This window comes from Pedobacter sp. PF22-3, assembly GCF_026239555.1.
Lineage (GTDB): Bacteria > Bacteroidota > Bacteroidia > Sphingobacteriales > Sphingobacteriaceae > Pedobacter.
This window is the reverse complement of the sequence record NZ_JAPIVP010000004.1, coordinates 85604-110160: the sequence shown is the minus strand read 5'-3', so window position 1 is coordinate 110160 and position 24557 is coordinate 85604. Positions and strand designations below refer to the sequence as shown.

The window sequence follows — 24557 nt, the reverse complement described above, 5'->3', positions numbered from 1 at the left end:
TTGTTGCACCAACATTAAATAGATATGAAAAATAAACAAAATGCCTTAAACGAATCTGATTTATCAACAGATAGATCAATGTTAATCAAACCTACAAAAAAGATGAATAAAATGATGTATGTGTTGATCTTACTGCTGGTAGTGGTAAGCGGATTAGTATTTGCTAATCAAGAAATTAAAAATGAATCTACTAAAAGGCCAAGCCCAAAATCTCTTTCTGCTGCACAAAGCGATGCCGAAAAGAAAAAATGGGAGGCTAGCCCTGATGGTGTAAAGTTCAAAGAATGGGAAACCTCCCCAGCAGGTAAAAATGTACGGGCCATTGCTGCTAAAATAAAGGAGGATATAGGTGCCTTTACCACTATGGAGGCTGTGATAACTGCTTTATCTCTTCCGCCTGGATCAAGATTAGGTTTCGGTGTAATGGCCAGGATTAATGGCGCTGATTATATTGTGAATTTTGAAGCGGAAAAGTCTCAACTCGAGCAATTACAGCGCCTAAAAGTTAACGATAAGATAATGGTAAAAAGCCGTAACCTATCATACGCTCCTAAGTATTCATATCCAATAGTATCGGCCGAATATGTAGAACGGGATGGTAAAGTAATTTTTAAACGTGTTCCCCGCCAGGGCGGTTGCTAGGCAAATAATAATGTAATCATTATCCTTGTAATAAACCTTTTGTATAGGGAGCAGTGAGGAATATTAGCGAAAAAATGGAAGACGGTCTCTAAAAACTTTCTTCCATTTTTTACTCATAACTTTTATCAATCAAAAACGAAATGGCATTTTCAATTTCCGATCGGCCAGCTGCACTTTTAAGGTTTAATCCGCAGAAAGTAGAGTCGTTAGTGGTGGCGTAAATGTCAAGGTAGTAAATTCCTGATATCAGCAATGCGATAATGGCCCTGTATCGTTTGGCATTTTCCTTAAAATGTGGATCGGTCAAACCTTCAAATAAGCGTGCCCCATTTTCTTCACGATCGTTTGCGAGTTTTTTTAATGATTTACGGTTCTCTATCAATCCCCAGAGAAGAATTTTTTGTACGTTTTTATTCTTGAAAATATAATCAAATTGAGAGAGAAGCATGGTTTTACAAAATGTTTTTCCTCCATCGTTTACTGAAGTCTCGGCCGAATCATCTTTTATATTGCTCCAGAAATCCTGCGAGCGGATATATTCATCAATGAGGCCGTCCTTTCCACCAAAATAATTATAGATTAATTTCTTGTCCAAACCTGCAGTTTGTGCAATGTCGTTAACCTTTAGGCCTGAGAAACCTTTTGTATGAAGTATCTTTTCTACCGCATCTAAAAATTTCTGTTTGCTTTTTTCTTTGTTTCTTAACGATTTAACCCCTGTTTCCTGTTCCATATCCGTAAAAAATAACCGTGCTGAAAATTACGAAAACATTTTAAATAATTTTATCACTATTTGGTGATATATTGTATATTTGTGTAGTCGGGCAGACATGTAAAATAATGGCGGAGCCCTCCACAAGAACCAAACTATATTAATCTAAGCAAACAATATGAGAAAGGAAGCTTCCCTTACGGAAATATCTATACAAGAGTTGGATAAAAAGAAAAAAGGCCTGCTAGGTGCACTAATCGGACTTGGCGTGGTTTTACTCATTGCGAGTGTAATCATATTTTACCTGGCCTTTACATCTAAAATGCCAAAAGTACTAATTGTGGTTCCGATTTGCAGTTCGCTAACACTTTTGCCAGCTTTCATCAGCTTGTCTCAGATTAATGCTGAACTTAAAAACAGAAAAGCCAAACCATAGTTAGCCATGTCAACAGATTGTCTAAATTGTACAGCTCCCGTTACAAATAATTACTGCGCTAACTGCGGACAAAAATCTTCTACACATCGTTATTCTGTCAAACATTTTATAGTCCATGATTTTGTTCATGGTGTATGGCATGTTGATAAAGGCATATTATTTACCCTAAAGGCACTTTTTACAAGACCGGGCCATAGCGTACGCGAGTATATTCAGGGCAAAAGGGTTCCATTTTTTAGTTTTATTACGCTCATCCTGCTCATTCTGACGGTATCAGGTCTCATAGCGCCATACGCACATGGCAGTATGTCCGATCTGATGCCAAAGGGGAGCAAAATAATGATGAACGATCTCGAAAAATTTATCTCCCATTACCCAAAACTGATACTCATCATCGCTATTCCTATTTATTCATGCTTCAGTTTTATGTGGTTTCGAAAAGCGAAGCTTAATTTTTCAGAACACCTGGTATTAAACTCATACCGTGTTATTGTTGAACTGATTCTCGGACTGTTTGTTTCAGCCCTGACTATTTTTTACCATAATACCCAGGTACTCCTATTTTTGTATTTCGGTGTGATGAGTATTTTAGGCATTGTCTATAGTGTCTGGTTTTATTATCAGTTTTTTTCTGCCTTTAATTACAGTAAAATAGTATTGGTTTTAAGAAGCATCCTTGTTCCGGTATCGTACAATTTACTTACGCTTGTACTTGGAATAGTTTACGCTATTATTGCAAAGAATAGATTTTAAAATGTCAAAGCGATAATACAATTCTATATATTTTACTTGGGATGTAAACTTTTAGAAGTTATAGTGCTTATCTTTGGCGCGCAATGTATAAAAGGCTTGTCGTTATTGTGCTGTTAGCTTCCCTGTTTGGATCAAATATGTCTGCATATTTTATTTATGTAGGATTTGAGGTGAACCAGAAGCAATTGACCGAGAAATTCTGTGTTAATAAAAACAGACCTTGGATGCATTGTAATGGGAAGTGTTACCTGATGAAAAAGCTGAAACAGGCAGAGGAGAAAGAGAAGAAACAGGAACGCGAAAGTCAGCGTGCCGCATTTCAGTTAGCCATGCCTTGTTCTCCGGTTGCATTCCATTTTACACCTATACTTTCAGAACGCCATTATTCTCCAGCTAAGGTAGAAAATCCGATTAGCGGTCATTCCTCCATATTTCAGCCACCAAAGCAAAGCTGTTAACCTTGTTTAATTAGTAATATACCTTTAATTTTCCTGCGCAAAGTATGAAGATTTACATGGGCATGCTAAAAATGGATTACTAATCGAATGAGGGATATTAATATTTGGAGTATATAACTTACTTATACTCCTGAATTCTGATCTTTTTAGAAGCTTAATTATCTTTTAACCTTAATATCAGAACAATAATAATATAAACCAGCTTTTGATAATTCTTATGAAATTTATCTTTTCTTATCTGCCAGCCATGGTAATGGTGTGTTTATGGCTTTCCTGCAAACAGGAGCAGGATTATAAAGACATTAGATTGGAAGTGGTTGCCATACATGATAAAGTGATGAGTGATGCCGACCTGGCGAATAGTCAGAAATCGGTACTCGATTCCATTTATCGCTCATTTAAATCTTCTGGTGAGGATACTGTTAAACTAGCTGAAACAATCAGAAAAGTAGACGAAGCCAACCAGCAGATGGAAAATTGGATGAACCGTTTTGAACCTGATGTTTCGGGGAAAAGTAACGAAGAGGCTTTGCACTATTTCAAATCGGAATTGAAAAAGATAAATGATCTGGATAAACAGTTTAAGACGGTAATTAGCCTTTCAGACCGTTATCTGGATAGCCTTCATATAGAAAACAAGAAAACGCTGCATTAACAGAATTTTTCAGGGACTACTGTCTCCAATAATATGACAAACAGATTTATTCTATTTGCTTTTCTGGCTATGCCTTTTGGTGTGCTGGCGCAGAACGGCAATATAAAAAATACAGATACCGCAAAAACGGATAGTGTTAAACACCTGCATACCGTTGAGGTTAATTCGAGATATTACCGCAGGTATAATATTGGTAAATCATCTGCAACATTAAAGCAGACTACGCCTTTGCTGCAATTGCCACAGAACATTCAGGAGATTGATAAAAGTATTCTTTTGGATCAACAGGCCATTAATATCAACGAAAGTGTAACGCGCAACGTGAGTGGTGCAATCCGTAACAATACGGCAGATTTTTATGGACCATTCATTTTTATGCGTGGTGCTGGGATAAATACGCTCCGTAACGGTGTAGATCTTTCGATGATCTATTATGGCCCCATGCCAGAAGATGCCGGCATTATTGATCGTATGGAATTTATTAAAGGCCCTGCCGGTTTTATGAATGCCATTGGCGACCCGGCTGGTTCTTTTAATATCGTAACCAAAAATCCAACCGGAACAACAAACAACAACGTCAGTTTTACTGCAGGGAGTTTCGATCTTTTTAGGTTAAGTGGCGATTTTGATGGAAACCTGGATAAAAATAAAAAATGGCAATACCGTTTAAATGTTGTCGGACAAAAAGCCAAATCTTTCCAAAAATTTGCCTTTAACGATAAGTTTGTCATCGATCCGGTACTGAAATACAACATCAACAGTCATTCGTCTATTACTGCCGAATACATTTATCAAAAACAGAAGTTTCTACAATACCTGCTTACTGTATTTACACCCGATGGATTTGCTTCGCTGCCGAGAGATTTTAGTATCTCCGACCCCAATAAAGAGCCGGTTAGGGGATCAGAAAACAATGCTTTCCTTACGTATGAAAACCAAATAGCCAAAAACTGGCATTTAACGGCAAAAGCTGTTTTTGCTGGCAGCCATTTGGATGGGAACTACTTTTTTGTATCCAGCTATAATAAGGCTGCTCCAAATTTATTACCAAGGCGGGTAACTTATGAGCGCTTCAACACCGATGTATATGCTTTTCAGGCCTTCGTAAACGGTGAAGTTAAAACAGGAAATATTATACATAAACTTTTGGGCGGCATAGATGCCAACCGTAAAAATCTGTTAGCTTATTCGGGTTATAACGATAAAACGGCTAATCCAACTTTATATTACCTGGATATCAATAATCCGGTTTATGGGATCAATTTCGATCCGAACAAAAGAGAGGGTGCATTAAACGATATTGCCACCAATAAGCAGTCGGTTGAATATTATGCCGGATATGTTCAGGATGAACTGAATTTGCTGAATGATAAATTGAGGATTACTTTGGCGGCAAGGTTAACCGGATCAAAAAGTGCTATTGCAGTTCCAACCGTAAGCGATGTAAAAGATTGGGTGATTACGCCTAGGGCTGGGATGAGTTATTCAATTCAGAGCAATTTTGCCGCTTATGCCGTTTATGATAATACGTATACCCCTCAAAGTGGTTTAAGTAAAACCGGTACAGTTTTTAAACCTTTAAAAGGAGAAAATTTTGAATTCGGGCTTAAAAAAGACTGGGCCAATGGTAAGTGGAATACAACTTTATCTTTTTACAGGTTAACGCGGGATAATATCATTGTAACCGATCCTTCAACTTTATTGCAATCGCAGATTGGGCAGACTAAAGCTAAAGGAATTGAGTTCGACCTGAAAGGAGAAATCGTGAAAGGATTAAATGCGGTGATCAATTATGCTTATACTGATGCGGTTATTTCAAAAGATGCTAATGTAGCAATGGTTGGACTTCCTTCTCCTTACCTCACCAAACACATCCAGAATACCTGGTTGAATTACAGACTTCCGTTGGGATTACCAGGATCATTTACGGTTTCTGGAGGTTATCAGCTTCAATCTGGTCGTTCTGGCCGCTATTCTGTAGAAAATAATTTGGCTATTGCACCAATCTTCAGGTTAGATGGGGGCATTGGTTGGACCAATAAGCATATTACTGTGAACGGCATTGTAAACAATATACTCAACCGCAACAACTACGGCAGTGCCTGGGTTACCCCGGTATCTTCAAATCCAATTGGGTTAAATGCCTATGTGCCATTTGCACCAAGAGAATTCAGGTTAACGGTTGGTTATAATTTTTAATGAGATGAAAAGAAAGAACAGCTTTACAAAATGGGCATTCAATCTGCATGGATGGCTCGGTCTGATGGCCGGGCTGTTCTTTCTCTTTTACGGGATAACCGGTTCGATACTGATGTTCCGCGGTGAATTGGACCGGTATTTCAATCCTGAACTTCATCATCTTACACCACAGGGTAAGGTTCTGGGTGCTGATGCTATTTACAGGGATTTGGTTTGTTCTCATCCTAACCTTAAGAAAATTGTGCTGCATGATTTTCCGGTTAACGCTTTCGATAGCTATGAGTTTATGTTATTCCGGAACCAGCAGCAGATAACTGAAAACTATCTTTACTATATCTGCGTTAATCCCTATTCAGGCAAGATATTGAAAGAAGGTAGTTATGCAGATCTTCAGCCTTCGTTTTTTCGCTGGCTGTATTCGTTGCATTATAGTCTGCAGTTAGGTATGCCCGGCAAGCTTTTTTCAGCCATAATCGGTTTAGTTATGCTGCTTTCATTAATTACTGGCATAATCATTTACCGGAAACATTTCTGGGACGCACTTCGCTTTAAAGCAGGCCTCAATTTTAAAAATTCGAGGACGGCTATTTCCTCCTTGCACCGCATTATTGGAGTATGGGCAATGCTGTTCACCGCATTATTGTTTTTTTCTGGTTTTTGGTTGAACAGGGAGCATTTTAGTCCTGAAACATGGAAAATAAACCCACCAACTGAGAATATTTTGGTAAAAGTAAATATCGACTCGCTTGTTGCTGCCTCGCGGAAGCTGGTAAAAGGCTTTGAACCTATCGCGGTGAACATACCCACTACACCTGGAATTCCAGTACTGGTTCGGGGGCATATGCCGAGTAGCGGAAGTCTGCTTTATAGAGGCAAGGCAAGCGGATTTACTTTCGATCAAAATACAGGGAAGTTAATGAAGACCAACATCATCGAAAAACAACCTTTTGCTGCTCGTTTCGATGTTTGGATGTACCAGTTGCATATTGGTGCTTTTGGTGGCGTAATACTTAAATTATTCTATGTCTTGCTTGGTTTATTGCCAGGATTCCTTTCTATTACGGGGGCATTACTTTGGCTTAAACGGCGAAAGAAATTTAAAAAGCAATATAATTTCTGAATTGGCATCCTGAGGGATAATTTATTGTATAAAAATCAATATGAGTGACAGTAGCATTTAATGGAAATAAACCTTCCTGAGGGATCGTTATTGCTGAGAAGGTTTTTTCAGCCGACGGAGCCTGCCTGCTGCTGGCAGGCAATCTTTATGGCAAGAATCGCTAGCATGAAAGATTGCTTCGTCGTTCCTCCTCGCAATGACGATTTTTTTTGGGAGTCCGTCAATGGTAGCGGAGTCGAATGATCTTTTGACAGTACTTTATTTATAAAAGATTCATTACTGCGTTCAGAATGAAAGCTATGGATTTTAAATAGACTTATAATTGAAACCTCACCTACATCCTATAAGATTTGGTTCATATTTGCTAACTTACAGTTATGATTAATGTTAGTCCAGAAGCAAAGCAAAAAGCGTTGTTGTTTCTTTCAAAAAACCAGAAAATAGCAGCAGTTAAAGTAATTAAAGACCTTAGCGGATGCGGTTTAAAGGAAGCCAAAGATTATGTCGATGGCTTAGAAGGAGTACAGCAACCTATAACCAAAATGGCAGATTTGGATGCAGCGCTATTGGTTATTTTAAATCGAGGCAATAAGTTAAATGCCATTAAACATTATAAGGATGCTACGGGTTTGGGGCTGGCAGAAAGTAAGGACTATGTTGAAAAGCTGATGCAGTTTAAGGTTAGCGGCAATATGGCGCAGCAAAGCAGGGATACCGATATTAAAAATATCATTGCTGAAAATGCAGGGAATAACCAAAATCCATTCAAAAATTTTTTGATAAAACTGTTGATCATTATTTTAGTTGCAGCAGCTTTAACCTACTTTATGTTTAAAATTTAGTAAAAAAAGATGCAATATTTCTGATGGAATTAAAATGCGTGAATAAAAATTCTTAATTTGTTTTTACACACAAATAAATCTTAAGAATATGAAAATCACATTGGATTCCAAATCCCTTCTGTTGGGATTTTTGGGCGCTGGCTTAATGTTCACCGCCATCAGTTTTAAAAATAGTCAGGATCAAGTAGGCGGAAGGTACCGTACCGAAGTAAATGCCACCAACACGGTTGTGATCCTTGATAGCGAGACCGGAAATTACATCATTGCGCCAGAGATAAGAGACTTCGGTAAGGTGCAATGGGTAAAGGGTGAGTTCAATAAGACATTTAGTACTGCAATAGACAATAGAAAGGAAGCGAAATAACACATTGGTATTTTTGCACTGGATATATCCTCTTCTATATAGTCATCCTGAATGCAACGAAAAATCTTTTTACTGTAATTACTATTTTCTAAAAGATTCTTCACTGCGTTCAGAATGACAGTAGGGGACGCTATTTAGCGGAGAAATCTTTTAGATTAGATTTCAATAACCCGGTTCAAAGATCTCTCCATTTCGCTGCGCTAAAGTTGAGACGACGACCGGACTAGTAGATTATGTTAGGATGTAATTGAAAAATTTGTTGAAGAATTTAAGAAAGTTGATGCAACTTACATTAAAGCTTATCCAACTTGAAATAACCTAAATGGATCTCATCTTCAGGTAAATGGCCTGGGGATGGTTTTATTTCAATATGGTATTTTTGTTTTGATTCATCGCTTAAAATATCTTCGATCTTATAAATGTCGTCTACATCGATGCCATATTTTTCGTCGATATGCGAATTAGCACCTTTTATCGAATTGGTTTTAAAGAATACCGTCTTCTTTGCATCCTGTATAGCTTTGGCCCTTTCATCATGTACAGATAGCACAATATGGTGCTGTTCATATAATTGATTAGTTAGATAGCCGCCAAGGTTAATAAAGAACAATTTATGCAGTGATGGAATGGTATGCTCGTCACGCAACCCGATATTGATTTCATAACCATCAACCTTATTTACTTCCCGCCAGCCGTCAATATGCAAACTTGTACCCGTTCCCGGCCAAAATGCTTTAATCTCGGGTACAAGATCTTTAAGCGAATTGGCGATGCCGAAGAAATAATCGTGCTGCTCAACATTTCGTTTTGGGGCTTTTGAGCCCAGTAAAATCATATATAATTTTAAATCGTTCATTAGTATACTAGTTCATTGTTACCTTCCGGCTTTTATTTTCAAGAATTCAATCTCTATAAAACTTATATCTTTTAACAGCATTAAGCTAAATAGGTTCTTGAATTTTACGATTTTCTCTTTTTACCACGGAGGACGCCAAGAAAAGCAGAGCACTACAAACAATGGAAAAGTTAAGGTTTCGCTATCTAACAGTATCTTTATAAGCTGATCTTAACTGATCCTTCGACTCTTCCTCTATTCAAAGCGTCCAATATTATATCTTATCGATTAGTTTATCATCGATTAAATAAACAGCTTATCTGGAAAATGAGCGAATGTGGTTCTTAGCGGTATGCAGTCCCGCCATTCGCTATAGCTCCGATAGAAAAATCGGAGGCTGCCGCTATTGTCGGGTTTAGGAACAAAGGTTTATGCACCCTGCCACCACTAATATGAAATACTGCTAAAGCCACTTAGCCCTGGCTGAAGCGTTACCCTGCAGCAACGAGGCACGAGGGAGCGAAGCGTAAAAGCGAAAGACGGGAACAATCGCCTGCATTTAGCAAAAGCCCTGCGCTCCAGATAAAATTTGATCAAATATTGATGCCAAATAGAAAAAGCCAATCGGCGGCGATGGATCTGTGCCGTTATTGAAATAAATACCGCATTGGGATTACGAACTAGAACGAATATATTATTTAATCAACATCTCATTTTAATTTTCCATCAATCCAAAACAATTTCCTTTTTAAAAGATTGTATGAATTACAAATGGATACGAAAACAGCAAAAAAGAAAATTGCCATCATTGGTGGCGGCCCGAGTGGTCTGTTCATGTATAAAAGATTAGTTGAATCTAAACTTCCCAGCTTCGAAATAGAAATATTCGAACGCAAAGATTACTTAGGAGCTGGTATGCCTTATAGTGCTGAAGGGGCAAATGTAGAACACATTACAAACGTATCTGATAATGAAATTCCGATAATATTCAACTCCATTGAAGATTGGGTGAAAATTGCACCACAGGAAATTTTAAAAAAGTTTGATATAAATGCTGATAAATTTAACGAGTATAAGGTATTGCCACGATTGTTTTTTGGCGAATATCTTTCAGCACAATTTAATCTATTAAAAGAAGTTGCGGAAAATAAAGGCATTAACACCCATGTACACTTAAATTGTGTAGTGGATGATATTATTGATTTGCCTGCAGACAATCAGGTAGCGGTAAGTGTTAAAGGACAAGATAAAGCCTGTTTCGACCAGGTTATTATCTGTACAGGCCATAATTGGCCAAAAAAATATGAAGGTAAAATTCCTAATTATTTCGATTCGCCATATCCACCCAAAAAAATTGCATTACAGGTAAACCACCCGGTTGGTATTATGGGTTCTTCATTAACTGCTATTGATGCCTTAAGAACCCTGGCCCGACAAAACGGAAAGTTTACACATAACGAAGATGGTACCTATTCTTATCAGTTAGCCAACAAAGGTTTTAAAATCGTGATGCACTCGCGCAGTGGGCTGTTGCCGGCAGTTAGGTTTCATCTGGAAGATTCTCATCTGGGCAAGCAAGAAACACTGAGTAAAGCCGAGATCCAGGAAAGCATCAAAATTAATGGAGGCTTTTTGCCTTTGGATTTTGTATTTGAAAAGAATTTTAAAGAAATGTTCATTGAAAAAGATCCTGTTTTTTATCAAAAGATCAAAAATATGAACCTTGAGGAGTTTGTAGGTGCCATGATGGATTATCGCGAAAAAATGGAACCATTCGATCTTTTCAAGAAAGAATATGATGAAGCAGAAAAGTCGATTGACAAAAGGAAATCTATCTACTGGAAAGAAGCACTCGCCATTTTAAGCTTCGCAATGAACTACCCTGCTAAATACCTTTCTGCCGAGGATATGGAACGCCTGCAAAAAGTGTTAATGCCCCTCATTTCAATTGTAATTGCATTTGTACCCCAAAGTTCGTGCAGGGAACTGTTGGCTTTGCATGATGCTGGTATTTTAAGTATTGTAGGTGTTGGCGATGATGCTGAAGTAAAACCTTTAAAAACAGGTGGGGCAGATTACCATTACAAAGTAGAAGATAAAAAGGTAACTGTGCATTTCGATACCTTTGTTGATTGCATTGGCCAACCGCATCTTTCTTTTGAAGATTTTCCTTTTAAAAGCTTAATCACCAATAAGACTATTAGTCCGGCGAAATTAAAATTTCAGTCTGCTAAAATAGGAGAGGAAGAAAGGAAACACAATGATTTAGTAACCAAAAAGGGCGATGATTACCTTTTAACAGTTCCTGGTATTACCATAAACGATCATTTCCAGGTGGTTGATGAAGCCGGACAGGCAAATAACAGAATTTATATTATGGCAGTTCCTTACATTGGTGGTTATAATCCTGACTATTCCGGTATCGATTTCTGTGAAGCCGCATCTGAAGTGGTGCTGGATGGTATCTTGAACTAGAAATTTATTTTTCGCTAAAATAGACTATCATTATTTATACTATAAAATGAATTTGATTTAAAGTGAATTTAAAATAGCTCCTTTACTTATTTAACATGTTCCTTAATGAAATTTTGAGGATTGTAAAACCGTTCATTCAGTTGCTTATTATTAAAGGTTAACCAGCTTGCACAGCCATAATCATCAAATTTTTTCCTGATTTCCAAATGAAGATGATGGTAATCGCCTCCATATTTTTTGCTTTCCTGCGGTGTAAATAACCTGGCTAGTTTGGTATTCTGATCCACCTGCTGACCATTGCTTACATAAACCTCTTTCAGGTGTTTATAAGAAGTGAACATCGTTTGGCCGTTAGGCAGTTTATGCTTAACCACCACAGTACGTTGATTTTCGCCTAAATGTACAGAGCAAACTACTCCGTTGGCCATAGCATAAATGTTAACCAGTTTTGCTTTTGGATGAGCAGGATTAATATCAATAGCGGTGTGGATATGACCTTTAACATAACTATCCCGGTGATCGCCAAAAATGCTGATGATTTTAATGTTACTTACTTTTTTCCGGTTGGCCACATCAAAGGGTAGAAACCATTGATCGGCTGTTTTTGCAGGAGCTGTATCAGTATAATAAGGTTTCCATCGGTCACGGTCTTTCTCAATGGTGGGCGTTTCAAATAATAGCGTCGATAAAAAGAGGAATAATAATGTTTTCATGGCATAGCATAATTTAAGGCAAGATAATGATTTTATTAGAATAAACTATTTTTGTAGTTTAAAAAAGTTAGACCGTCATTGCGAGGAGGAACGACGAAGCAATCTTAATGCGGTCGCTAGTAGCGATAGTTGTAAGATTGCTTCGTCGGCTGAAAAAGCCTTCTCGCAATGACGAAATTTTTAGTGGTGGCAGATGTTACCATCTGCCAGGGAGAAAAATTTATTTGATTTTATAAAATCATCTGAATGCACCTTACGCTAAAACATCTTCTTTCAATGCTTCTGCCGCCGGGTTAACTAATGTCCCGATCAACTCCGGTACCGGTACGTCGGTACTTTCGCTATAACCATGGGTTAACAGCCTGACACGGTTAATGCACACCCTGATGAATTCGGGTACGAACAGATCGAATTTTTGAAATTTAGATCCAAGCTCTGGATTTTCCTGTTGGAATGCTAAAATTACATCTGCCACCTGTCTCCAGAATTGTTTTTCATCCAGGCCAACATAACTGTGAAAAATATTGCTGAGGTATCTGAAAACGGCATCAAATATCCCCGATAGGATAAATAAAGGCGCCAGTTCGTCGTTAATTTCCCTTAAAACATCTACCAGATCATTTGGTAATTTTGCTTTTGATTCTTCTGTTAATACAATTTCCTCTACAAAATCTTTAATGATAATGCGTTCTGGTATGCCATTTTTCATGACTAAAATGGTGTTTTCGCCATGTGGACTAAAGAAAAAAGCATGTTTGTAAAAAATCCTTAACACTGGTTTTAGATAGGCCAATAAATAGGCATTTAACCAGGCTTCGGCAGTTAAACCCGACTTTTCGATCAAGGCCTCAACCATGCTTTTGCCATTGTCATCTATATAAAGCAGGCTTGCCATGGTCATAATGTTTTCACCTTCTAAAAGATAATTTTCAGCACTTTCCCGCCAGATTGCACCTAAAAATTCCTGATATTGATATGGTGAACCTGGTATTTCACTGTATTGCGGATGTGTATAGGCTACCGTTGCTACCTCCCCTAAAAGTACCACCCGGGTTTGTTTTAAATACTCATCGCCTTGCAGCATATCTTTTGCCCACTGGGTTACTTTTGGTGCAATAGCCAGTTTTTTAGGCGATAATCCTCTGAAAATGGATGTATTTAAGATCGAAATGGCCGTTTTTACATAATGCTTTTTAGGCTTACTGACATTAAAGAAGGTGCGGATACTGTTTTGACACATGTATTCATCGTGTCCTACACCAACCGGTACAATTAACTGATGGGCAATATCATGCGCTAGCTGCAATACGATTTTATTGTTCCATTGCCATTCATGCACAGGGATAAAAAAATAATCTTCTGGGTTTAATTCCTGCTGAATCAATACCTGATTAAAATCGTGAACCTGCTTTAAACTTAGTTCTTCATTATAAAAAGAAAATGGAGAAATACTTTCGATACTTTTAAAGGCTGCCCTTGATTTGTGCACGGCTAACCAGGCCAATTGTGTTTTTTGTGCAGCTTCTGGCGCATATTTGCCTTGATCACTGTGGTTAAAACCGATCCGCCCTTTGTTGATTGTGGCCCAGGGATGTCCATCCATCTGGTGTTCAATGGTCTGGTAATCAGCATCAGCCAGTTCATCAGCAGTTAACCGGCCTTTTTCGTGGATATAAGCATCGGCGTATAAAGTGTTAAGCGTTTCTTCAATAAAATGTGCCAGGGTAAAGGGTTTAATCCCAAAGGTTAGCTGTAATTCGGTGTAAAAAGCAGGGGCATTGTTTACTGCTATGCTTTTGCCGTTCACAAACTTTTTAATGCTCTGTTTATCAATATGAAGATAATCTAGCGCACGCAGTTGACCAGAGAAGGTGTAATAAATATCATCAGCATCTGTAGCAAGATGGAAATCAGAATTTCCCTGTTCATCAGTATTGATCAGCTTTGGCTCAGCTAATTTCTCGTGCATCAGCTCCACGATAGATTTTGCAATATAGTTGAGGTTTACCTTATCCCAAACTTCTTTTTTTAAAGGTTTTATATGATTGAAACTGTTGTAATTCATGTTGTTAATTTTTTAAGTTGTTAGTCCAGATTTGTAATCTGGACTTTTCGTATTCCGGATTTTAAATCCGGTTCTCTATGGTCGGGATTACAAATCCCGACCAGCCAATTGTAAATCTGCTTCAGCAAACTCAGCTTCCTGCAGCTCGTCATTTACACTAAACTGCTGGAAAGCAATTCGTTTTTCTACTTTATAAATTTCGAAACCCAAAATGGCATTAATAATGGATGCATTGCGATAAGCCCCCATGCCCAGATCTGGCGTTACGAATCCATGGGTATGCAATTCTGCATTTTGAACAAAAATTTCGTTTCCGTTTACATCAATAGCATAGTTTCTGTGTACCTGGAAAAGTCCATCTGGATTACGCCTTATCCGATCATTGATATCGGATAAAAAGCCTGGTTCATTATATTTGTAACCAGTTGCCAACACCACAAAATCGGTGTCAACAGCAAAGTCTTTTTCGCTTTCGGTATGATAAAAACCGAGCTGGTATTTGCCGTCGGTACCTACTGTTAAGTTGTTCAACTGGCAGTTGGGCATAAGTTGTGCATTAACTTTTTCGCCATCAACACTCAATTCGTAAAGTTTATCGAAAATCTGGTTAATCAGTTCGAAATTTATACCCTTGAATAAAGAATTTTGTTTACCTAACAGTTGTTTGCGTTTGTCATCATTCAAATGATAAAAATGGTCTACATATTCCGGCGAGGTAAGTTCCAGTGTCAGTTTCGAATATTCCATGGGGAAAAAGCGGTCTGGTCGTGTAAACCATTTCAGTTGTAATCCATTTTCAGTTTCTGGCAAAAGATCGTAGAAAATTTCTGCGGCACTTTGTCCTGATCCGATAATCGCTACCGTTTTTTGATTCAGCAACGTAGGCTTGAACTTTAAATATGCTGAAGAATGTATCGCATTTTTGTGTTCGATCGGACGAATAAAACCGGGTACTTTTGGTCCGGTACCTGTTCCAAGTACAATTTTTTTAGTTAGAATGATTTCTGTGGCTCCCGTCGTCTGATCAATTTTTTCTAGCTGATAAATACCATCAACGTAATTGATATGGCTTACTTTCTGCCCGAAATGGCAGTTTTGCAGGTGGTTGATTGCCCATTTACAATAGGCGTTATACTCTTTGCGGAGCACAAAAAAATCTTCCCTAATGTAGAATTTATACAGGCGATCGGTTTGTTTAAGATAATTTAAAAAGCTGTACGGGCTAGTTGGATCTGCCATGGTAACCAGATCAGCCATAAAAGGAACCTGTAAAGTAGCATCGCTCAACATCATGCCGGGGTGCCAGTTAAACTCGCTCGCCTGGTCTAAAAATAAGGTAGATAAACTGTTGATAGGCGCACATAAAGCTGCCAAGCCTAAATTGAAAGGACCGATTCCGATCCCTACTATATCGTATATTTTCTGTTCCTGCATTATATTTCCTCCGTTTCAAATTGTGCTGTTTTCAACATGGCATAAGCTTTGGCTTCAGGAAATTTATCCCAGTACCAATCGCGGTAACAGAAAGTTAGGTTGGCCATTTTATAAGGCATCTGGATCACTTTTTCCAATTTAAATCCTAGTCTGGTTACAAAAATGTGCATGGCACGACTTTCCACTGCGGCTTCACCGATGCATTTACCTACTTCGGGCTGTTCAAAAATGAAATCCATTAAGGCCTGGCCGGTTTCAAAACTGAATTTTTTGTCCTTATCTGTTGGGGCAATCAATAAATGTGCGCCATAATCAGTCGTTAAAGCTTCGTAGCAGGCACCTACGCCATCGCGCATAGGCCAATAGGGCTCTATGGTAAATGTTGGTTCACCATTTATTTCGCCAATAAAACTGTGCGATGAATCGTTGGGCAATAAAGTTCTATAGAATAACTCCAAACCTCTGATCGGGCCATCCATTTTCCAGATCGGTTTCGCATGTTCCTGGTTAAACCAATCGTGAACCATTTCCAGGTCGCGGTCTATATTAAACGGACGGATGTTGATCGTTATATTTTCTTTAGGGAAAAACCTGCTGTATAATACCTCGTTAGTTTTGGGTTTGATCAGGTTTTCGGAGAAGAAATATTTAGATAAGGGATTTGGAAACTCACGGTAAATAGCTGGATTATCGATAGGAGCACTTGCCTCATCAATATTACAGAGATTGGTCAGCAGGTTACCCTTTACTTCCCAGCTTCGGCGATTAATGATATAATCTATCAAACCGGTGGTATCACTATTTTCGAATTGTTTAAATTCGAGGTATACCAGCTCAATCAGAGCTTTTTCATCGGCCAAACCATTGCTGGCAATGGCATTTACCACACCCAAAATATTGTTGATGAGCAGATAATAGGTGAGTTTTGGCAGGATGTATGCATTGGGAACAATTGAGCCGCTTTCTAAAGCAATGCCTGGAGATGCCTTTTCCAATGCTTCAGCTTTGGCATCACTAAAGAAAAAGCCCTGATTATCTCTGAAATAAAGCTTGGCAGGGTAGAAATTTTTATCCAGTTCAACCATCACATTTTGCTGATGGAATTCAAAAGCCATCCCAAAATTATTGTAAAGGCCAACAATTGGTGCCACACAAAGATGTAGGTACTGCTTAAACCAGCTTATAGCGGTCTGTGCAACCGTTTTGTTTTTGCTGATTGCAGCTTCTTCGATCAGATTTACAATTCTTGGCTTTTGGCCTAATAAGGAATCCTGGCAAAGTGCCGCTAATAATGTTACATTTTTTTCCGTTCCTTCTCCTTTAAAAGGATTATGCCTGATGCTGATGTTAAAGCCATCAATGGTTTCACCTTTATAATTTACGGTAATAAAGGCAGGATCGGTAATAAATTCAATTTCCGGGAATTCTGCTCTGGCGGCTTTGCCATATGCAGTTTTTAACAGTTTACTTACATCATAACCACGGTGAAGTTCCCGGACCAGGTTAACCCTTTCTGAGTTGGTTATTTTTACGTGCAATGAAAATTTAAGCATCCAATCACTTGCTGCGTTGTAAACTGTTCTCACTGATGATGTTGGTGTATAGCGTTCTCCAGAATGCCCGAGATAGAAAAGGAGCTTTTCTTCCTGCATCGCTATTACCTTAGGGAGAGTAAGCAAATATTCGGCTTCCCAAGGATGCATGGGTACCACTTTATAATCCGGATGTTGATCGAGCAAACTTACAATTTCTGCGTTATTGCTGTCTAGCAATTCGATTCTGAAAAGATCGGTCATGTCGAAACCCTCAGCATTTTTCTCTACAATGTTTTCTGCTGAAATCAGGAAATGGGCCAGCTGGAAATGCCCCTGTGTTTCTGGCGAATATTTAAAAAGTTCTTCATTATTGTTAAAACCTGCTCTTCCTTTAGGAAAGGGGTGCGCATTGTGGCCTAAAAACAAAGATTGCTCTGCTTCAATAAAGCTCATTTTAGCGAAATTTACAGGTTTGCCATTCTGCTTAAAAAACGATAAAAATGCTTCGAGGTTTTCTACACTATTGGTCAAACGTTGTTTTACCAGATCCGCATCAACAGCATTAAATTCCTGGGCGCTGAATTGAATGGCCAGTTCCGTAAACCTGTAAATGGTGATCGGATTGATGGCATCTGTATCAATATTTCTTTCGATTACAGGAAAATCGAATACATGGCGGCCACTATCGGCATAAAATTTTAAAGGTGCATATACTTCGAAACCAATTGCCGTAAAGTCAAATCTAACATGCAAAAGATCATTTGTTGTAACCAGGTAATTGGCTAGTGGTTCGTCATATTTAGGGATGCCTACATAACGGCTCCAGTTGGTAAATTCTCTGCAGTAACTGTTTAGTAGGGCGTTAAAGTTAGTTTCTTCTGAAATCTGCTGAAACTTGGTTGAGTCTAACGTATTCGTTTCCATGTTTTTTTATGATTTTAATAATGTTTTCAATATCGCTTATGGTAGTTAGCGGGTTAAGTAGGGTAAATTTGAGGTAGAACTGTTGGTTAATCTTGGTACCGGCCACCAAAGCCTTTCCTTGATTGAACATAGTTTTTTTGATGTATTGGTTCATGGCGCAAACGTCTAAGCGCAGGTTTTTGGGACGATAACGAAAAACCAATGCACTGATGTCTGATTCGTTCATTAACTCAAAATCGTGATCTGAATGTAACAAATCGGCGATTTTTGCCGCGGTTTCGATAATTGTATCGAAATAGCCACCGAGTTTTTTCCTACCCATCATTCGGAGTGTAAACCAAAGTTTTAAGGCATCAAATCTTCGGGTGGTTTGTATCGATTTGTTCACTTGGTTTGGCAAACCATCTTCATCATGGTCTTTTGGATTTAAGTAATCAGCATGGTGCGTAATCAGGTTGAAAAAGTTTTTATCCTGTACCAGGAAACCGCTGCTGCTTACCGGCTGGAAGAACGATTTATGATAATCAACGGTAACCGAATGGGCGCATTCGATCCCATCGAGCAAGCTTCTGTACTTGTCTGTCAGCAATAATCCACAGCCATAAGCGGCATCGATATGGAACCAGGTATTGTATTTTTTACTTATACCAGCAAGTTCTTTAAGCGGATCAATATTTCCGAAGTCGGTAGTGCCCGCTGTACCTACAATGGCAATGGGAATATTGCCCTGAGCAATTTCCCGCTTAATGGCATCTTCCAGTAAAACGGTATTCATTCTGAAACCGCGGTCGGTTTTGATCTTGATCACAGCGTTTTCACCCAGCCCCAGGAGCGAGGCATTTTTCTGGATGCTGAAATGCGCTTTTTCAGAAACAAATATCCGGAAACGGGAGGCTTCACGAGGTAATCCTTCAACTTTAATATTGTGGTCCAATGCAGTAATGGAATAATGATCACGGGCCAGTAAAAGCCCCATTAAATTGCTCTGCGTACCACCACTGGTGAAAATACCATCAGCTTTTTTGCTGTAACCAACCTGATCGCAGGTCCATTCGATTAGCTTTTGCTCAATTAAAGTACCACCGGCACTTTGATCCCAGGTATCGATTGAGGAGTTAATGGCCGAAATCATCACTTCTGCAGCTACTGCCGGAATTACGATTGGACAGTTTAAATGGGCGATATAAGCAGGATGGTGAAAGGCAACCGCATGACTGGTATAAAGTTGTTCAACCTCTTTAAGTAAAGCATCGTAGTTGTCGTGCGTTTTTTCAAATTCAATCGAATCAAACAGCGGTCTTAATTTTGCCGGCGATATTCCACTAAAAGGTTGTTGGTTGTTGTTGAGGAATTTTTTTACCGCTTGGGTAACTTTTCCTACAGCATGCAGGTATTCTGCTTCATTTTCGTGATGAAAGATTTCCTTGGTCGGACTTTCCGTAAGGAAATCAATGAATTCATGTTTTTCTAGGTCTGATGTGAACATTAGGTTTTCAATTTTTCAAAAAGTCAAGTTTAAAGGGCAATAAAATTATAGGGCATAACAAGCCCTATTTTTGAAATAATATCTGGTTGGATCGGCTAAAACAGAGTAGCGGTTTCAATTTTAATTCTGACTGCTAAGGTATATTTTTATTTAGATTGATTAAAAATAATTTTAATATTATTTTTAATCAATTTTTTGTAACTGGCTAATTATGCAATGCTTAACCGTTTTAGTATAAGAAAATATAAAAAATTAAAAATTTTATTTGGATTTAATCTAAATAAATTATTGCTTTGCGCAAAAAATAATACCGTACACACCAAATAAATAAGAATGAAAAATCTATACTTAATTGCAATCCTCATCGGTGGATTTATTTTTACCGGTAAAGCGCAAACGGTTACTGGAAAGGTAATAGGCGAAACGGCTCCACTTGCGGGAGCAAATATTAAAGTTGAGGGTAAAAATGCTTCGGCAACCACGGCTGCTGATGGTAGCTTTGACCTAAAGTTAACCGAAGGTTCCTTTCAATTACAGGTTAGTTACGTAGGCTATACCACCATACTACAGAAAGTGAGTTTGGCTAAAGATCAGACGGTTAACCTCACGCTTTATCTAAGCCCTACCGCTAATATGCAGGAGGTTGTGGTGGTTTCATCGCGTAAACCGACCAAAATAAGTGAGATACCGGGCACGGTTTGGGTAGTTGATGGTGCAAAAATCCAGGAACAGGCCAGAGCCGGAATCCCACTTAAACAATCTTTGGCGCAATTGATTCCGAGTTTGGATGCCGGCCCGGAGGGGCGTACCAATTACGGACAGAACCAACGTGGCAGAGATGCATTGGTGATGATTGATGGTGTTTCGTTAAATAGCACGCGTGGTGTAAGCCGTCAGTTCGAATCTATTGATCCATTTAATATCGAAAGAATTGAAGTTTTATCTGGTGCAAGCGCGGTTTATGGCGGTGGCGCAACAGGTGGTATCATCAATATCATCACTAAAAAAGGGCAGGATAGTCAACCCAGTTTTACTACACAGGTTGGTGTACGCAGTGGTTTGAAGGAAAAAAGCGATCATGATGTACGCGTAGCACAGGCTATTTCTGGCGGTAGCAAAGATTGGAACGGGCGTATTGGAATGGCTTTTCAAAAAAACAATGCAGCCTATGGCGCAGATGGAAAGCAGATTTTTACTGATATTACTCAAACCGATTTACAATATAACCAATCGTTCGATTTTTTCGGAAGTACCGAATTTAAATTAACGGATTATCAAAAATTATCAGTGAATGCTCAATATTACAATTCGGGTTACCGTGGCGATAAAGACCTTTTCCTGGGTGCAAATTATGGGGGATTATTATCAAATCCGGCACTCTTAGAAATGAGAAATGGTTATTCATCAGATGTTGACCCAAAAACAAGCAGAGCCAACATTAATGCCAATTATCAGGCAAGCGATATCTTAGGCGGACAAACTTTGTATGTACAGGCAGCTGCCAGGAATGAGCAGTTTAGTTTTCACCCATTCCCGGGGCAAGCGGCTATACCACAGCGACTTTACAGTGGTTCATCCATTCAGAACACCAATTACAGTGCTTTAAAACTGGTATTGAATAAAGATTGGAATAGACTGAATCTTACATACGGTATTGATGCAGATCACGAGAATTTTAACGCGCGGCAAGCTTTGTTTGATAGGGCAAAAGCCTTTGCATCTGGTGGTTTAAATAATACTACAGTGGCTACTATTGCACGTTACCCAAACTTTAGGGTAAATGGTTTATCTGGTTTTTTACAGGCACAGGTTAAAGTAACCGACTTTTTAAGTCTGTCGGGAGGTGTGCGTCAGCAACGTATGTTTGTTAAAGTTGGCGATTTTGTAGGTACTACCGCTTCTGTACCTTTGGCTTATGGTGTAGGTAGAACCGCTACGGCTATTACTGGTGGTGAAAACCATTATGATGTAAACTTATTAAATGGTGGTTTGGTATTTAAAATCAACGCAGCTCAACAAGCATGGGTTAATTATTCGCAGGGATTTAACCTGGCAGATCCAGCTAAATATTACGGACAGGGTACTTATACTTTAGTTGGTACCAACTATAATTTAGGCAACTCAATTAATGTGGGAAGTTCTCCTTTAACCGGTATCAAAACAGCACAATACGAAGCAGGTTACCGTTACCGCACAGGAGTATTTAATGCGCAGGTAGCTGGCTTTTATGCCTTATCTGATAAAAATGTAAAAACCAACAGCACATTCAATATTGAAGTTTTCGATGAAAATGTGAGAAATTTAGGTGTTGAAGGTTCGCTATCATTAAACCTGAAAAATGGTTTTGAAGCTGGCATGAACGGTTTGTACATCAAAACACAAAAACAAAATGCCGATGGTACATGGTCATTACAGGATGTAACTGTTGCAAGTCCGTCAAAAATTGCAGGTTACCTGGGTTATAACGGAAAAGTTTTTGGTATAAAAGCCCAGGCTTTCCATTCATTTGATTCGAAAGGTTATGCTACAGTTGGAAATGTTGTGGTGCAAAATGAGTTAAAAGGCTTTACCACTGTTGATTTATTGGGATCAGTAAAGTTATTTACCGGAAGTTTATCATTTGGTGTACAAAACCTGTTGAACAAAAATTATCAGACCATTTGGAGTCAACGTTCGGTATTTTTGTACCAGGCTTTGGCTAAACCGGAAACGTTTTATTATGCAGGCCGTGGCCGTACGTATAACTTGACTTATACGCTTAATTACTAAGTGGTTCGTCATTCCCAACTTGATTGGGAATCGTAATGCCATAGCCAGGCTTGCAAGCAGCGTTAAGATTCCCGCCTGCGCGGGAATGACGATCACCTAAACAATAATGTCCCAATTTGGGGCATTGTTGTTTATTTCCTCTTCAATTCAATTACCGTAATCTCTGGCCAGATCCCAATCCGGCCCGAAAATCCCAGAAAACCGAAACCTCTGTTTACGTTTAAATACCTGCCATTTTCGGTTTTAATGCCTGCCCAATGTTTGTAACGGTATTTTACCGGGCTCCATTTAATCCCAAAAGCTTCGATGCCAAACTGCATACCGTGGGTATGGCCGGCCAACGACAATTGGATTTTGGAAGGATAATTTTTTACCTGTGCATCCCAATGAGAAGGATCATGAGATAAAAGAACTTTAAAATCGTTCACCCCCGTATTTTGAAGTGCTTTATTGAGATCACCACGTTCCCCAAAACCGACGCCCCAGTTTTCTATTCCGACCAAAATAATTTTCTCGCCGTTTTTATGCAATTCAACATGTTCATCCAGCAAAAGCTTAAATCCCAGTTCTTCGTGGTATGCTTTTAACTGGTTTAAATTCTGGATTTTATCGGCTTCGCTTGGCCATTTGATGTAATCGCCATAGTCGTGGTTACCTAAAATAGAAAACTGTCCGAAAGGGGCCTTAATCTGTGAGAAATGGCCGATGTAAGGCACAATCTCTGCAGCGGCATTGTTGACCAAATCACCGGTAAAAACAAACAGGTCGCTTTTTTGCGCATTGATCATATCGATCCCTTTCTGAACCGCTTTTGGGTTGGTAAAACTCCCGGCATGCACATCAGAGATTTGCGTTAAGGTAAAACCATCAAAGCTTGCAGGCAGATCATCAAAATATAAAGTGTGTTTAATCACCCGGTAAGCATATTTCCCCTGGGTAATGCCGTAAGCAAATAAAGCGATGGTTAAGCAGAACATTACAAAGGCAAAATCGACCCAGTAGTTGCTACGGCCAGCTATATGGAATCCGCCAGGTTCAAAATTAGTAGCAAAGCCAATTAATAAGCGGTAAACATCGCCAAGCAGGAGAAAAAAGGCAAATACAATTTCTGCGGCAAAAATAATCAGAAAAGCGTGACTAACGATCTGGAAAAACTTATTGATGCCCTGAATCCGCATTTGCTGAATGGCAAAAAATAAGGCAAAAGTTAAGCCGATAATAAATACCCAAAAAATTGGACTGAGTAGACTGGATTGATTGATGGTACCCAGGCCAGATAATACATAAGCGTTGAGTGCAAAAAATATTATTGCAACTATTAGGAGCGGCAATAGATTGAGTTTTCTTTTCATTATTAAAATCTGTAATTCAGAATAGGGGGGTAAAAATAGAATTTAAACGCAGAGAATCATCTACTGTTACGATGGTTGGTTATTTTTACGCTTCTTTGATTAAAGCAATCATCATAATTATGCATTATATTTATGAATATGATAGTATGATGAATTAAAATCTACTTACTGTTGCATATTTTATAATTTACTTTCTTTTATTAGCTTTGTACAAATATGCTATCCAAAAAAACAAAATATGCCATAAAAGCGCTTGTTGCGCTGGGTAAAAATTTAGATAAACCACCAATGCAGATTTCGAAAATTGCAGAGGAGGAGCATATTCCTAAAAAATTCTTAGAACAGATTCTGCTCGATCTGCGTAACGCCGGCTTTTTGTACAGTAAAAAAGGTGCCGGAGGTGGTTATAGCCTCAATAAAAAACCCGAAGAGATTTTATTGGTACACGTAATGCGCGTAACTGATGGTCCTATTGCGATGGTTCCCTGCGCGAGTTTAAACTTTTACCACAAATGTGATGAATGTGTGGATGAGAAAACCTGTGGCATTAGAAGTGCCTTTATTGATGTAAGGGATGCTACGCTAAAAGTTTTAACTGAAACGAGCATTGCAGATGTAATCGGTCGTGAGGATAACCTGAAGATCGGTATCGTTAATTTATAGTATTTACTTACTCGATAATGCTTGCGCTCGTTTCCAAACGAGTGCACCAATAGCTACATGATTCTATCGTTTGTAAACGATAAATTATTCAACTCTCGTTAGAACAATCGTTAGCGCTAGATTTT

General features: G+C 38.7%; 20 protein-coding genes. 12 read left to right on the top strand and 8 right to left on the bottom strand.

The annotated features are described in order from the left end of the window. The first annotated feature begins 24 nt into the window (after positions 1-24). Positions 25-642, top strand: a complete 618-nt coding sequence (locus OQX63_RS06950; RefSeq protein ID WP_265850175.1) for a hypothetical protein — start codon at positions 25-27, stop codon at positions 640-642. Between the two features lie 109 nt (positions 643-751). Here OQX63_RS06950 and OQX63_RS06945 read toward each other — a convergent pair whose 3' ends face one another. Continuing rightward, positions 752-1375 carry a TetR/AcrR family transcriptional regulator gene (locus OQX63_RS06945; RefSeq protein ID WP_265850174.1) on the bottom strand — a complete coding sequence of 208 codons (624 nt, stop codon included), beginning with the start codon at positions 1373-1375 and terminating at the stop codon, positions 752-754. Between the two features lie 157 nt (positions 1376-1532). Here OQX63_RS06945 and OQX63_RS06940 point away from each other — a divergent pair, with 157 nt between their 5' ends. The 8 genes from OQX63_RS06940 (at position 1533) to OQX63_RS06905 (ending at position 8181) form a co-directional block, all read left to right on the top strand. Next, positions 1533-1790, top strand: coding sequence for a hypothetical protein (locus tag OQX63_RS06940; protein WP_265850173.1), 258 nt, complete (start codon positions 1533-1535; stop codon positions 1788-1790). Positions 1791-1796: 6 nt separating this feature from the next. Further along, positions 1797-2543 carry a DUF3667 domain-containing protein gene (locus OQX63_RS06935; protein WP_265850172.1) on the top strand — a complete coding sequence of 249 codons (747 nt, stop codon included), beginning with the start codon at positions 1797-1799 and terminating at the stop codon, positions 2541-2543. Between the two features lie 137 nt (positions 2544-2680). Then, entirely contained in the window at positions 2681-3001 is a 321-nt protein-coding gene (locus OQX63_RS06930) for a hypothetical protein (protein ID WP_265850171.1), read from the top strand. 217 nt (positions 3002-3218) lie between these two features. Then, entirely contained in the window at positions 3219-3656 is a 438-nt protein-coding gene (locus tag OQX63_RS06925) for a hypothetical protein (RefSeq protein ID WP_265850170.1), read from the top strand. Between the two features lie 33 nt (positions 3657-3689). After that, on the top strand, positions 3690-5855 hold the full coding sequence (locus tag OQX63_RS06920) for a TonB-dependent siderophore receptor (protein WP_265850169.1): 2166 nt from the start codon (positions 3690-3692) through the stop codon (positions 5853-5855). Between the two features lie 4 nt (positions 5856-5859). Next, complete coding sequence (locus OQX63_RS06915; protein ID WP_265850168.1) at positions 5860-6975, top strand: PepSY-associated TM helix domain-containing protein; 1116 nt, start codon at positions 5860-5862, stop codon at positions 6973-6975. Positions 6976-7352: 377 nt separating this feature from the next. Further along, a complete protein-coding gene (locus tag OQX63_RS06910; RefSeq protein ID WP_265850167.1) occupies positions 7353-7817 on the top strand; it encodes a ribosomal protein L7/L12 in 465 nt (154 codons plus the stop codon). Between the two features lie 88 nt (positions 7818-7905). Continuing rightward, on the top strand, positions 7906-8181 hold the full coding sequence (locus OQX63_RS06905) for a hypothetical protein (RefSeq protein WP_265850166.1): 276 nt from the start codon (positions 7906-7908) through the stop codon (positions 8179-8181). A gap of 292 nt (positions 8182-8473) precedes the next feature. Here the strand turns inward: OQX63_RS06905 and OQX63_RS06900 are convergent, their stop codons facing one another. After that, the gene (locus OQX63_RS06900; protein ID WP_265850165.1) at positions 8474-9037 is read right to left on the bottom strand and encodes a DUF1543 domain-containing protein; all 564 of its coding nucleotides are present in this window, start codon (positions 9035-9037) and stop codon (positions 8474-8476) included. Positions 9038-9787: 750 nt separating this feature from the next. Here OQX63_RS06900 and OQX63_RS06895 point away from each other — a divergent pair. Further along, a complete protein-coding gene (locus tag OQX63_RS06895) occupies positions 9788-11491 on the top strand; it encodes an FAD/NAD(P)-binding protein (protein ID WP_265850164.1) in 1704 nt (567 codons plus the stop codon). 86 nt (positions 11492-11577) lie between these two features. Here OQX63_RS06895 and OQX63_RS06890 read toward each other — a convergent pair whose 3' ends face one another. From OQX63_RS06890 to OQX63_RS06870, 5 genes are all read right to left on the bottom strand, one after another. Next, the gene (locus tag OQX63_RS06890) at positions 11578-12204 is read right to left on the bottom strand and encodes a M23 family metallopeptidase (RefSeq protein WP_265850163.1); all 627 of its coding nucleotides are present in this window, start codon (positions 12202-12204) and stop codon (positions 11578-11580) included. Positions 12205-12457: 253 nt separating this feature from the next. Then, the gene (locus tag OQX63_RS06885; protein ID WP_265850162.1) at positions 12458-14269 is read right to left on the bottom strand and encodes an IucA/IucC family protein; all 1812 of its coding nucleotides are present in this window, start codon (positions 14267-14269) and stop codon (positions 12458-12460) included. A gap of 87 nt (positions 14270-14356) precedes the next feature. Continuing rightward, complete coding sequence (locus OQX63_RS06880) at positions 14357-15703, bottom strand: lysine N(6)-hydroxylase/L-ornithine N(5)-oxygenase family protein (RefSeq protein ID WP_265850161.1); 1347 nt, start codon at positions 15701-15703, stop codon at positions 14357-14359. After that, positions 15703-18162: a GNAT family N-acetyltransferase gene (locus OQX63_RS06875; RefSeq protein ID WP_265850160.1), complete on the bottom strand. Its 2460-nt coding sequence runs from the start codon at positions 18160-18162 to the stop codon at positions 15703-15705. Before OQX63_RS06875 ends, OQX63_RS06880 begins: the two co-directional genes overlap by 1 nt. Beyond that, positions 18107-19648, bottom strand: coding sequence for a pyridoxal phosphate-dependent decarboxylase family protein (locus OQX63_RS06870; protein WP_265850159.1), 1542 nt, complete (start codon positions 19646-19648; stop codon positions 18107-18109). The genes OQX63_RS06875 and OQX63_RS06870 overlap by 56 nt, the downstream gene beginning before the upstream one ends. Positions 19649-19981: 333 nt before the next feature. Between OQX63_RS06870 and OQX63_RS06865 the strand changes: the two genes are divergently transcribed. Next, positions 19982-22417 (top strand): TonB-dependent receptor, encoded by a 2436-nt coding sequence (locus tag OQX63_RS06865; protein ID WP_265850158.1) that lies wholly within the window; start codon positions 19982-19984, stop codon positions 22415-22417. A gap of 131 nt (positions 22418-22548) precedes the next feature. On the opposite strand, the gene OQX63_RS06860 is transcribed toward OQX63_RS06865, so the two are convergent. Then, on the bottom strand, positions 22549-23769 hold the full coding sequence (locus OQX63_RS06860; RefSeq protein ID WP_265850157.1) for a metallophosphoesterase: 1221 nt from the start codon (positions 23767-23769) through the stop codon (positions 22549-22551). Between the two features lie 216 nt (positions 23770-23985). Here OQX63_RS06860 and OQX63_RS06855 point away from each other — a divergent pair, with 216 nt between their 5' ends. Beyond that, positions 23986-24432 (top strand): RrF2 family transcriptional regulator, encoded by a 447-nt coding sequence (locus tag OQX63_RS06855; RefSeq protein ID WP_029275042.1) that lies wholly within the window; start codon positions 23986-23988, stop codon positions 24430-24432. The last annotated feature ends 125 nt before the right edge of the window (positions 24433-24557 follow it).

Excerpts from the sequence above, each read along its gene's own strand:
- OQX63_RS06880 (WP_265850161.1), bottom strand. The coding sequence starts at position 15,703 with ATGCAGGAACAGAAAATATACGATATAGTAGGGATCGGAATCGGTCCT.
- OQX63_RS06945 (WP_265850174.1), bottom strand. The coding sequence starts at position 1,375 with ATGGAACAGGAAACAGGGGTTAAATCGTTAAGAAACAAAGAAAAAAGC.
- OQX63_RS06925 (WP_265850170.1), top strand. The coding sequence starts at position 3,219 with ATGAAATTTATCTTTTCTTATCTGCCAGCCATGGTAATGGTGTGTTTA.
- OQX63_RS06950 (WP_265850175.1), top strand. The coding sequence starts at position 25 with ATGAAAAATAAACAAAATGCCTTAAACGAATCTGATTTATCAACAGAT.
- OQX63_RS06905 (WP_265850166.1), top strand. The coding sequence starts at position 7,906 with ATGAAAATCACATTGGATTCCAAATCCCTTCTGTTGGGATTTTTGGGC.
- OQX63_RS06915 (WP_265850168.1), top strand. The coding sequence starts at position 5,860 with ATGAAAAGAAAGAACAGCTTTACAAAATGGGCATTCAATCTGCATGGA.
- OQX63_RS06890 (WP_265850163.1), bottom strand. The coding sequence starts at position 12,204 with ATGAAAACATTATTATTCCTCTTTTTATCGACGCTATTATTTGAAACG.
- OQX63_RS06920 (WP_265850169.1), top strand. The coding sequence starts at position 3,690 with ATGACAAACAGATTTATTCTATTTGCTTTTCTGGCTATGCCTTTTGGT.
- OQX63_RS06940 (WP_265850173.1), top strand. The coding sequence starts at position 1,533 with ATGAGAAAGGAAGCTTCCCTTACGGAAATATCTATACAAGAGTTGGAT.
- OQX63_RS06860 (WP_265850157.1), bottom strand. The coding sequence starts at position 23,769 with ATGAAAAGAAAACTCAATCTATTGCCGCTCCTAATAGTTGCAATAATA.
- OQX63_RS06910 (WP_265850167.1), top strand. The coding sequence starts at position 7,353 with ATGATTAATGTTAGTCCAGAAGCAAAGCAAAAAGCGTTGTTGTTTCTT.
- OQX63_RS06895 (WP_265850164.1), top strand. The coding sequence starts at position 9,788 with ATGGATACGAAAACAGCAAAAAAGAAAATTGCCATCATTGGTGGCGGC.
- OQX63_RS06855 (WP_029275042.1), top strand. The coding sequence starts at position 23,986 with ATGCTATCCAAAAAAACAAAATATGCCATAAAAGCGCTTGTTGCGCTG.
- OQX63_RS06865 (WP_265850158.1), top strand. The coding sequence starts at position 19,982 with ATGAAAAATCTATACTTAATTGCAATCCTCATCGGTGGATTTATTTTT.
- OQX63_RS06885 (WP_265850162.1), bottom strand. The coding sequence starts at position 14,269 with ATGAATTACAACAGTTTCAATCATATAAAACCTTTAAAAAAAGAAGTT.
- OQX63_RS06935 (WP_265850172.1), top strand. The coding sequence starts at position 1,797 with ATGTCAACAGATTGTCTAAATTGTACAGCTCCCGTTACAAATAATTAC.
- OQX63_RS06875 (WP_265850160.1), bottom strand. The coding sequence starts at position 18,162 with ATGGAAACGAATACGTTAGACTCAACCAAGTTTCAGCAGATTTCAGAA.
- OQX63_RS06870 (WP_265850159.1), bottom strand. The coding sequence starts at position 19,648 with ATGTTCACATCAGACCTAGAAAAACATGAATTCATTGATTTCCTTACG.
- OQX63_RS06930 (WP_265850171.1), top strand. The coding sequence starts at position 2,681 with ATGTCTGCATATTTTATTTATGTAGGATTTGAGGTGAACCAGAAGCAA.
- OQX63_RS06900 (WP_265850165.1), bottom strand. The coding sequence starts at position 9,037 with ATGAACGATTTAAAATTATATATGATTTTACTGGGCTCAAAAGCCCCA.